Annotated in this window: 7 protein-coding genes; all 7 read right to left on the minus strand. The window is 73.6% G+C overall.

Going from position 1 to position 10,913, the window contains the following annotated elements:
• Positions 1 to 35 precede the first annotated feature (35 nt).
• Entirely contained in the window at positions 36 to 1,340 is a 1,305-nt protein-coding gene (locus tag ABD981_RS36860; protein ID WP_046905531.1) for a M50 family metallopeptidase, read from the minus strand.
• Positions 1,337 to 2,587 (minus strand): 1-deoxy-D-xylulose-5-phosphate reductoisomerase, encoded by a 1,251-nt coding sequence (gene dxr / locus ABD981_RS36865; RefSeq protein WP_046905530.1) that lies wholly within the window; start codon positions 2,585 to 2,587, stop codon positions 1,337 to 1,339. Before dxr ends, ABD981_RS36860 begins: the two co-directional genes overlap by 4 nt.
• Before the next feature lie 34 nt (positions 2,588 to 2,621).
• Positions 2,622 to 3,869: a 3-phosphoshikimate 1-carboxyvinyltransferase gene (gene aroA, locus ABD981_RS36870; RefSeq protein ID WP_046905529.1), complete on the minus strand. Its 1,248-nt coding sequence runs from the start codon at positions 3,867 to 3,869 to the stop codon at positions 2,622 to 2,624.
• 96 nt (positions 3,870 to 3,965) lie between these two features.
• Complete coding sequence (locus ABD981_RS36875) at positions 3,966 to 5,894, minus strand: acyl-CoA dehydrogenase family protein (RefSeq protein WP_046905528.1); 1,929 nt, start codon at positions 5,892 to 5,894, stop codon at positions 3,966 to 3,968.
• A 342-nt stretch (positions 5,895 to 6,236) separates the two neighbouring features.
• Positions 6,237 to 7,682, minus strand: a complete 1,446-nt coding sequence (locus ABD981_RS36880) for an aldehyde dehydrogenase family protein (RefSeq protein WP_046905527.1) — start codon at positions 7,680 to 7,682, stop codon at positions 6,237 to 6,239.
• A gap of 372 nt (positions 7,683 to 8,054) precedes the next feature.
• The gene (locus tag ABD981_RS36885; RefSeq protein ID WP_123954090.1) at positions 8,055 to 9,041 is read right to left on the minus strand and encodes an EamA family transporter; all 987 of its coding nucleotides are present in this window, start codon (positions 9,039 to 9,041) and stop codon (positions 8,055 to 8,057) included.
• Positions 9,042 to 9,173: 132 nt separating this feature from the next.
• Complete coding sequence (locus ABD981_RS36890; protein WP_046905526.1) at positions 9,174 to 10,772, minus strand: PucR family transcriptional regulator; 1,599 nt, start codon at positions 10,770 to 10,772, stop codon at positions 9,174 to 9,176.
• Positions 10,773 to 10,913: the final 141 nt, after the last annotated feature.

Consider the following 10,913-nt stretch of genomic DNA (forward strand, 5'->3'; position numbering starts at 1 on the left):
GGCCGGACACCGCACGGGTTCCGGCCGCTTGCGGCTCAGGTCAGCTTCACCGGATTGACGATGTCGGCGACGAGGACGAGCAGGGTGAAGCAGACGAACACGCCCGCCACGACGTAGGCGGCCGGCATCAGCTTGGCCACGTCGAAGGGGCCCGGGTCGGGCCGCCGGAAGATCTTGGCGGTGTGGCGGCGGATCGACTCCCACAGGGCGCCGGCGATGTGGCCGCCGTCGAGCGGGAGCAGCGGGAGCATGTTGAACAGGAACAGCGACACGTTGAACATGACCAGCAGGTTCATGAACCAGACGAGGATCGTCTGCGGCGGCGCGTCCACGGTCATCAGTTCGCCGCTGATGCGGGCGGCGCCGACGACGCCGACGGGCGAGTCCTGCGCGCGCTCGCCGTCGCCGAAGGCGGCGTCCCACAGGGCGGGGATCTTGCCCGGCAGGGCGATGACGGACTCGGCGCCGGCCTGGAGCTGGTCGGACATCCGGGTGACGGACTGGCCGAAGGTGAGCGGGACGACCTCGTTCTTGGAGGCGAAGCCCAGGTAGCCGGCGGGGACCGTCTGCAGCGGCTGGACGACCCGGCCGTCGGCGTCCTTCTTGTAGACCTCGTTCTTGATCAGGGTGGGGTGGAGGTCGATCCGCTGGTCGCCGCGCTGGACGGTGACGGTGGCGGGGCCGATGGTGTCGCGGATGTGGTCGGAGAGGGTGTTCCAGTCCTCGACCGGGGTGCCGTTGAAGGCGACGATCTTGTCGCCGTCCTTCAGTCCCGCGGCGAACGCGGGGGACACCGGGTCGCCGGCCTGGCAGGCCTCGCGCTTGGTGGACTGCGGGATGACGCACTTCTGGACGCCGGCGACCTTGGTGGTCTGGGTCTCGAAGCCGATGGCCATGGCGCTGCCGAAGAACAGGAACACGGCCAGGACCAGGTTCATGAACGGTCCGGCGAACATCACGATGACGCGCTTCCACGGCTTGCGCGTGTAGAAGAGCCGGTCCTCGTCGCCCGGCTGGAGCTCCTCGAAGGAGGCCTCACGGGCGTCCTCGATCATGGAGCGCCACGGGGAGGTGGAGCGGGCCTCGATCTTCCCGTCCCTGCCGGGCGGGAACATGCCGATCATGCGGATGTAGCCGCCCGCGGGGATCGCCTTGAAGCCGTACTCGGTCTCGCCCTTCTTCCGCGACCAGATGGTGGGGCCGAAGCCGACCATGTACTGGGGCACGCGGATGCCGAAGAGCTTGGCCGTGGAGAGGTGGCCGAGCTCGTGCCAGGCGATGGAGACGAGCAGGCCGAATGCGAACAGCACCAGGCCGAGTACGTACAAGAGAACGGTCATGCGCGCGCCTCCGCGATTGCCTTCGCCGCGAGTTCCCGGGCCCGGGCCCGTGCCCAGGTCTCCGCTTCCAGGACGTCGGACACCGTGAGCGAGGTTCCCCGGTCCGGGGTGCCGTGCTCGGTGACGACCCGGGTGACCGTATCCATGATTCCGTTGAACGGCAGCTTTCCGGCGAGGAAGGCGTCCACGCACTCCTCGTTGGCGGCGTTGAAGACGGCGGGCGCGGTGCCGCCGAGCTCGCCGACGTGGCGGGCCAGGTTCACCGAGGGGAAGGCCTCGTTGTCGAGGGGGAAGAACTCCCAGGTGGAGGCCTTGGTCCAGTCGAAGGCGGGGGCCGCGTCGGGGACCCGCTCGGGCCAGCCGATGCCGATGGCGATCGGGCCGCCCATGTCCGGCGGGGTGGCCTGGGCGAGCGTGGAGCCGTCCGTGAACTCGACCATCGAGTGGACGTACGACTGGGGGTGGACGACGACCTCGATGCGGTCGAACGGGATGTCGTAGAGCAGATGGGCCTCGATGACCTCCAGGCCCTTGTTGACCAGGGTCGCGCTGTTGACCGTGATCACCGGGCCCATGGCCCAGGTCGGGTGGGCGAGCGCGTCCTCGCGGGTCACGCCCTCCAGCTCGGCGCGGGTGCGGCCGCGGAAGGGGCCGCCGGAGGCGGTGACGACCAGCTTGCGGACGTCGTCGCGGGTGCCGGCGGCGAGCGCCTGGAAGAGGGCCGCGTGCTCGGAGTCGACCGGGATGATCTGCCCGGGCTTGGCCAGCGCCTTGACCAGGGGGCCGCCGACGATCAGCGACTCCTTGTTGGCCAGCGCCAGGGTGCGGCCGGCCTCCAGGGCGGCCAGCGTCGGCGCCAGGCCGATGGAGCCGGTGATGCCGTTGAGGACGGTGTGGCAGGGCGAGGCCGCGAGCTGCGTGGCGGCGTCGGGGCCCGCGAGGAGCTCGGGCAGCGGCTCCGTGCCGTACAGCGCCGTCAGCGCCGCGCGCAGCTCGGGCAGCGCCTCCTCGCGGGCCACCGCGACCGCGCCGACCCGCAGCCGGTGCGCCTGCTCGGCGAGCAGCCCGATCCGGCCGCCGGACGCGGCGAGGGCGGTGACCCGGAACCGGTCGGGGTTGCGCAGGACCAGGTCGATGGCCTGGGTGCCGATGGAACCGGTGGAGCCGAGCACGACGATGTCGCGGCGTCCGGTGGACACATCGAAGGCGATGTGCGGGTCGGCGAGAGGAGAGGGGCGGTCGCTCATGCCCCCCATTCTCGCCGCAAAGACTGTGCGCTCCTCACAGCCCCCGGGCGAACGCCTCGAAAACGGTGTGGAAGTCCGGGAAGGTCTTCCGTACGCAGCCGGGGTCGTCGAAGGTGACGCCGGGGGTGCGCAGGGCCGTGACCGCGAACGACATCACGATGCGGTGGTCGCCGTGGGTGGCGATCTCCGCCGGTCCGGCGGGGGTGCCGGGGTGGATCTCGATCCAGTCCGGACCCGTGTCCACGGTGATGCCGAGCGCGCGCAGGTTCTCGGCGCAGGCGTCGAGGCGGTCGCACTCCTTGACCCGGGTGTTGGCGACGTCCTCGATGCGGACCGGCCCGTCGGCGAAGGGGGCGATCGCGGCGAGGGTCGGCATGGTGTCGGAGATGTCGCGCATGTTGACGGTGAGGCCGCGCAGGGTGCCGGTGGAGCGGACGGTGGTCCGGTCCGCCCCGATCGTCACGTCCGCCCCCATCCGGCGCAGTACGTCGACGAAGCCGAGGTCGCCCTGGAGGGCGCCGGTGCCGAGGCCGGGGACGGTGACGGCGCCGCCGGGGGTGAGGGCGGCGGCGGCGAAGAAGTAGCTGGAGGTGGAGGCGTCGGGCTCGATGGCGTAGGTGGTGGCGCGGTAGCCGGTGGGCGCGACGGTGTACGTGCGTCCTTCGGGCCCGTCCTCGCGCGCGATCTCGGCGCCGAAGGCCCGCATCATCGCGAGGGTGATCTCCACGTACGGCTCGGAGACCAGGTCGGTGACGGTGACGGCGAGCCCGTCGGCGGTGAGCGGGCCGAGCATCAGCAGGGCGGTGAGGTACTGGGAGGACTGCCCGGCGTCGAGGCGGAGCGCCCCGCCCTTGATGCCGCGGCCGGTGACGGTGAGCGGGTGGTGGCCCTCGCGCTCGCCGTGCGCGAGCTCGACGCCGAGTTCGCGCAGGGCGGTGGTGAGCGGGCCGAGCGGGCGGCGGCGCATCTGGGGCGAGGCGTCGAAGCGGAAGGTGCCGTGGCCGGCGGCGGCGAGGGCCGGCAGGAAGCGGGCGGTGGTGGCGCCGTCGCGGCAGTACACGTCGGCTTCGGCGACCCCGGGGCCGGCGGGCCGGCCCTCGATGTGCCAGGCGCCGGGCTCCTGGCGTACGGCGTAGCCGAGGGCCTTCAGCCCCTCGGCGAAGCCCTCGGTGTCGTCGGAGCGCAGCGGCCGCAGGAGCGTGGTGGTGCCTTCGGCCGCGGCGGCGAGGAAGAGCGCGCGGGCGGTGACGGACTTGGAGCCGGGGATGTCTATGACGGTCACGGGCCCCAGTCTGCCGTGGGCCGCGGACGGGGGGCGCGGCGTTTCGGCCAGTGGACGGACGGCGTCCGCCCGTCCACACGGGCCGTTCCGCTCCCGCTACGGGATCTTCCGGTGCACGTTCTCCTCGGCCGAGGGACCGGGGGTGGTGTCCGCGATCCAGGGCCCGTCGTCGCTCGGGTCGAGGATGCCCTCCTCCAGCCAGGTGTACGAGCCCGCGAGGACGCCGTCGACGACCTTGCGGTCGAGGTCGTCGGTGTTGGCCCACAGTCGGCCGAAAAGCTCGTCCACCCGCAGCCGCGACTGGCGGCAGAAGGCGTCGGCGAGCTGGTGCGCCTCGCGGCCGTGGTCGGTGGTGGTGCGCAGGAGTTCGGCCCGGACGCAGACCGCGCTCATCGCGAAGAGCTCCGCGCCGATGTCGACGATGCGGCCGAGGAAGGCCTGCTTGAGCTCCATCCTCCCCTGCCAGCGGGACATGGCGTAGAAGGTCGAGCGGGCCAGCTTGCGGGAGGTCCGCTCGACGAACCTGAGGTGGGTCGCGAGCTCGCCGAACTCCCCGTACGCGCCGGGGAGCTGTCCCTGTCCGGCGACCAGTTTCGGCAGCCAGCGGGCGTAGAAGCCGCCCGCGCGGGCGCCCGCCCTCGCCTTGTCGACGAGGGCCTTGTCGGGGTCGATGATGTCGCCGGCGACGGCCAGGTGGGCGTCGACGGCCTCGCGGGCGATCAGCAGGTGCATGATCTCGGTCGAGCCCTCGAAGATGCGGTTGATCCGCAGGTCGCGCAGGAGCTGTTCGGCCGGTACGGCGCGTTCGCCGCGGGCGGCGAGCGAGTCGGCGGTCTCGTAGCCGCGGCCGCCGCGGATCTGGACCAGCTCGTCGGCCATCAGCCAGGACATCTCGGAGCCGTAGAGCTTGGCGAGGGCGGCCTCGATGCGGATGTCGTTGCGGTCCTCGTCGGCCATCTGGGAGGCGAGGTCGACGACGGCCTCCAAGGCGAAGGCGGTGGCGGCGAGGAAGGAGATCTTCGTGCCGACGGCCTCGTGCCGGGCGACCGGCTTGCCCCACTGCTCGCGTTCGGCGGCCCACTCTCGGGCGATCTTCAGGCACCACTTGCCGGCGCCCGCGCAGGCGGCGGGCAGCGAGAGCCGGCCGGTGTTGAGGGTGGTGAGGGCGATCTTCAGGCCGGCGCCCTCGGGCCCGATGCGGTTCGCGGCCGGGACCCGCACCCGGTGGAAGCGGGTGACGCCGTTCTCCAGGCCGCGCAGGCCCATGAAGGCGTTGCGGTGCTCGACGGTGATGCCGGGCGCGTCGGCCTCGACGACGAAGGCGGTGATGCCGCCCTTGTGGCCCTCGGAGGCGGGCACCCGGGCCATGACGACGAGGAGGTCGGCGACGACGCCGTTGGTGGTCCACAGCTTCACGCCGTCGAGGACGTACGTGTCGTCCCCGTCGGGCACGGCGGTGGTGGCGAGCCGCGCCGGGTCGGAGCCGACGTCCGGCTCGGTCAGCAGGAACGCGGAGATCGCGTCGCGGGCCAGCCGGGGCAGGAAGGCGTCCTTCTGCTCCTGGGTGCCGAACAGCTTCAGCGGCTGCGGGACGCCGATCGACTGGTGGGCGGAGAGCAGCGCGCCCAGCGCGGGGCTGACCGAGCCGACCAGGGCGAGGGCCCGGTTGTAGTACAGCTGGGTGAGGCCGAGGCCGCCGTACTTGGGGTCGATCTTCATGCCGAGCGCGCCCAGCTCCTTGAGGCCGGTGACGGTCTCGTCGGGGATGCGGGCCTCGCGCTCGATGCGGGCGCCGTCGACGCGGGTCGCGCAGAACTCGCGCAGCTTGGCGAGGAAGGCCTCGCCGCGCCGGACGTCCTCGTCGGCGGGGAGCGGATGCGGATGGATGAGGTCGAGCCGGAAGCGGCCGAGGAAGAGTTCCTTGGCGAAGCTGGGCTTGTGCCAGTCCTGCTGGCGGGCCGCCTCGGCTACCTGCCGGGCCTCGCGTTCGGAGACCTTGGGCGGGCGCTGGGTGGGTGCGGACATGAGGAGCTCACCTCGCCGCTCGTCGGGGGCCTTGTGTGGCTACCCGTCCGTCGTACCCGATATCCACGGGTTGGGAAAGACGGGCGGACCGTACGGAGGACGCGTAGGGTCCGCGCCATCCCACGGACGATCAGGCTCCTCATCCACGTCACCGCGCTCCCCGACCGGGCAGCGCGGTGACCTGACCCCGCCCGGTCCGGTGCGGTCCCGCCCGGTGCGGTGCGATGCGGTGCGGTGCGGTGCGGTCTTGTCCGGCCCGGGATGCGGGCGCCGGGAAACGGGGACGGCCGGAGCCCCCGCACAGTGGGCTCCGGCCGTCGGTCTGTGATCCGTACGAACGGGTTACAGCGCCAGGCCCGTGAGGACCAGCACCCGCTCGTAGGTGTAGTCGTCCATGGCGTACTTGACGCCCTCGCGGCCGACGCCGGAGCGCTTGGCACCGCCGTACGGCATCTGGTCGGCGCGGTAGGAGGGGACGTCGCCGACGATCACGCCGCCGACCTCCAGGGCCCGGTGGGCGCGGAAGGCGGCCTGCAGGTCGTGGGTGAAGACGCCGGCCTGGAGACCGAAGTCGGAGTCGTTGACCGCGGCGAAGGCCTCGGCCTCGCCGTCCACCTTGGCGATGGTCAGGACCGGGCCGAAGACCTCGGCGCGGGCCAGGGTGACGTCCGCCGGGAGCTCGGTGAGGACGGTCGGGGCGTAGGTCGCACCCTCGCGCTTGCCGCCGGCGAGCAGCTTCGCGCCGGCCGCGACGGCCTCGTCCACCCAGGCCTCGACGCGCTTGGCGGCGTTCTCGTCGACGAGCGGGCCGACGTCCGTGGCGTCGTCCGCCGGGTCACCGGTGACCTGGGCCTCGACGGCGGCGACGATCTTCGGGACGAGGCGCTCGTAGAGCGAGGCGTCCGCGATCACGCGCTGCACGGAGATGCAGGACTGGCCGCCCTGGTAGTTGGAGAAGGTGGCGATGCGGGTCGCCGCCCAGTCCAGGTCGGCCTCGGAGGACCAGTCGGGCAGCACGACGGCGGCGGCGTTGCCGCCGAGCTCCAGGGTGCAGTGCTTGTGCGGCACGGACTCCTGGATGGCGTAGCCGACGGTGTCGGAGCCGGTGAAGGAGATGACCGGGAGGCGCTCGTCCTTGACCAGGGCGGGCATGCGGTCGTTCGGCACGGTCAGGATCGACCAGGAGCCGGCCGGCAGGTCGGTCTCGGCCAGGATCTCGCCCAGGATCAGGGAGGAGATCGGGGTCGACGGGGCCGGCTTGAGGATGATCGGGGCACCGACGGCGATGGCCGGGGCGACCTTGTGGGCGCTCAGGTTCAGCGGGAAGTTGAACGGCGCGATGCCGAGGACGACGCCCTTGGGGATACGGCGGGTCAGCGCCAGGCGGCCGACGCCACCGGCCTCGGTGTCGAGGCGCTGGGCCTCGCCGCCGTTGAAGCGACGGGCCTCCTCGGCCGCGAAGCGGAACACCGACACGGCACGGCCGACCTCGCCGCGGGCCCACTTGATGGGCTTGCCGTTCTCGGCGGAGATCAGCAGGGCGATCTCCTCGGTGCGCTCGGCCAGACGCTTCGACACGTGGTCGAGCGCGGCGGCACGCACGTGCGCCGGGGTGGCGGCGAACTCGTCGACGACGGCGTGCGCGGCGGCGACGGCCTCCTCGACCTGGGCCTCGGTGGGCACGCTGACCTTGCCGACCAGACGTCCGTCGAAGGAGTTCGTGACGTCGAAGGTGGCCTCGCCGGTGGCCTCGCGGCCGGCGAGCCAGAAGGCGTGGGTGGTCGTCATTGCGTCCCGGCCCTTTCCGTATCGGGGTGTGAGCGATCGCTCTCGTGACACGTTAGGGCCGAGGGGGCGGGCGTGGGTTTGTCCGGTGTGGAGTGGTGGGGGTCGCGGTGCGCTCCGGTTTGGCCGAAGGGGAGGGGAGCGGGGGCGGGGCGGACTTCGGCGGGGCCGGGCCGGACGGGGCGGGCTTCGGGCGGGGCGGGCCGGACGGGGCGGGAGCGGTGGGCCCGGCCGGCCCGTGTCGGGCCGGAGTCGGGCGGGAGTCGGGTGGGACCCGCGGCGGACCCGGCCCTGATCGGGGGCCCGGCCCTGATCGGGGGCCCGGCCCTGATCGGGGGCCCGGCCCTGATCGGGGGCCTGGAGGGGCCCGGAGGGTCAGGTGCGGGAGCGTGGCGCGGGTGAGCGGCGTTCGGTGGAGACGATCAGGCACACCCCGCCCACGACGATCGCGCCGCCCAGGACGATGGGCAGGCTCAGGGCCTCGTTCAGGACGAGGGCGCCAAGGGCGACGGCGACGACCGGGTTCACGTACGCGTAGGTGGCGACCAGCGAGAGCGGGGCGGCCTGGAGCAGCCAGGCGTACGCGGTGAAGGCCAGCAGCGAGCCGAAGACGACCAGGTAGCCGAGGGCGGCCCAGGAGCGGCCGGAGACGGCCGACAGGTCCAGGCCGTGCTGCTCGCCGCGGACCAGACCGACCCCGAGGCCCGCGAGGCCGCCCGCGATCATCTCGTACGCGCTGGCGGTGAACGGGTTGGCCGGCATCGGGAGCCGGGACGACCAGAACGAGCCGACCGACCAGCACAGCGTCGCGGCGATCACGAGGACCACCCCGCCCGCCTTCACGTCGCCGCTGAGCCCCGGCAGGGTCAGGACGCCGAGCCCGAGGAGCCCCAGGAGCACGCCCGCGAGACCGCCCTTGGTCGGACGGTCGCCGGAGAGGGCCTTGAGGACGACGACCCAGGCCGGGACCACGGCGATGAGCAGCGCGGCGAGCCCCGAGGGGATGGAGGTCTCGGCGAGCACGACGAGCCCGTTGCCGCCGAGGATCAGCAGCAGGCCCACCCCGACGGCGGAGGCGAGCTGCCGGGGCGTCACCTTGAGCGCCGCGGGCCCCTGCCGCCAGGCGATGATCCCGGCGAGCAGCAGCCCGGCCGTGACGAAGCGGGTGCCGGCGGAGAGGAAGGGCGGCAGCGTCTCGACCACGACCCGGATCCCGAGGTACGTGGAGCCCCACACGACGTACACGATCCCGAGCGCGGCCCACACGGCGGCCGGGATCCGCCGGGCGGGGCCGGCCGGCCGGGGCTTCTCGGGGGCGGACGGCTGGACCACGGGGACCGGATCGACGGCGGGGCTTGTCATGTGCAGGAGATTAGGCAGCGCGGGGGTGGATATCCAAGAAATCTGCCCGGGATCGGGCAGCGGAGCACCCTTTCCGCCCTTCCCCCCTCCCTCTCTCCCCCTCCCACTCCCCCTCCCTCTCCCCTCGCCCTCCTACTCCGCCGCCGCCCCGTCCCCCGTCGCCTTCAACGCCAGCCACAGCTCCATCCGGACGTCCGGGTCGTCCAGCGAGCGCCCGAGGATCTCCTCCACGCGGCGCATCCGGTAGCGCAGGGTGTGGCGGTGGACGCCCAGGTCGGCGGCGGCCGCGTCCCACTGGCCGTGGCGGGAGAGCCAGGCGCGCAGGGAGGCGACCAGGTCGCCGCGGCCGGTGGCGTCGTGCTCGTACAGCGCGCGCAGCAGGCCGTCGGCGAAGGCGCGGACCGCGTCGTCGGCGAGCAGCGGCAGCACGGACCCGGCCGCCAGCTCCTCGTGCTCGACCAGGGCCCTGCCCCGGCGGCGGGCCACCGACAGGGACTGCTCGGCCTGCTTGTACGCGGCGGCCGCGGCGATCGGGCCGGTCGGGGCGGACAGGCCGATGACGAGCTCGGCCTCCTCGGCCTCCCGCGAGGCGTACCCCTCGCAGGACGTGACGACCGCGCCCCCGTCGCCGGCCAGGACCACCAGGCGCTCGTCGTTCTCGGGCACGGTCAGGACCGACTCGCCCGCCCGGGCCGCGGCGGCCTCCAGAGACTCGGCGAGCACGGCCAGCGGGGCCTCGGAGGGGGCCGAGCCGGCGCCCGGACCCGCTCCCGCGCCCGAGCCCGCGTCGGCCGCCACGGGCTCGGCGATGAGCAGCCGGAAGGGCGCGTCGAGCAGCCCGCCGTACAGGTCCCCGGCGACCGCCCGGGCGTGGTCCGGCTGTCCGGCGAGCAGCATCCGCAGCACCGCCGCGCCGAGCCGCTGCTCGGCGGCCTGGAGGGAGCGGGAGCGTTCCGTCGTGAGGGTGAGCAGGGCGATCGCCGAGTGCACCGCGTACCGCTCGGCCGTCCCCAGCGGCGCCCCCGTCCCGACGGCCAGGGCCCCGCGCACCCGCCGCCCGGTGCCGAGGGACTGCAGCTCGACGCGGTCGTCGGTGCCGCCGACCACGGCGCTCGCGGGCGCGGGGCGCTCGCGGAGGCGTTCCACGTCGGAGGTGAGCCGGGCGGCCCGGCGGGCGGCCCATTCGGGCGAGACGGCGACGACGCTGCCGGAGGTGTCGTACAGCGCGGCCCAGCCGTCGACGTGCGCGGCGAGCCGGGCGACGACCGCGTCCGGGCCCTCGGCGAGCGCGGCCCGGGTCAGCTCGCGCTGCGCCTCGAAGCCGGCGGTGACCGCCCGGTACTGGTCGGCGGCGATGGCCGCGGACACGGCCTTGCTGATCGCGAGGAACGGCGTGCGGCGCGGCACTTCCAGCAGCGGCAGCGACTCCTCGCGGGCCGCGTCGAGCAGCGCCTGCGGGATCGCCTCGTAGTTGACGCCGACGGCGAAGCCGAGTCCGACGACCCCCGCACCGAGCAGCCGCCGGACGTAGCGGCGCATCGCCTCCGGGTCCTCGGCGTCGAGGGTGAGCGCGGTGGTGAGCAGCAGCTCGCCGCCCTCCATGTAGGGGACGGGGTCGGTGAGCTCGCTGACGTGCGCCCAGCGCACGGGGGTGTCGAGGCGGTCCTCACCGGCTCGGACCGTGAGTTTGAGCGCCGAGTGCTGGACGAGCGAGGCGAGGGTGGGCGGCATTGGGGACCGTCGGACCTTTGAGGGGAGGGGAGGCGCCGCCCGTCGGGCGGCGCGCCCCCGATTGTGCCAGCCCGCCGGGAAGCCCGCCCTCGGCTGCGCCGGCCCGCACGGGAGTGGCCGACCTCGGCCGCGCCGACCCGC

Source organism: Streptomyces showdoensis, assembly GCF_039535475.1.
In the GTDB taxonomy this organism is placed as follows: domain Bacteria; phylum Actinomycetota; class Actinomycetes; order Streptomycetales; family Streptomycetaceae; genus Streptomyces; species Streptomyces showdoensis.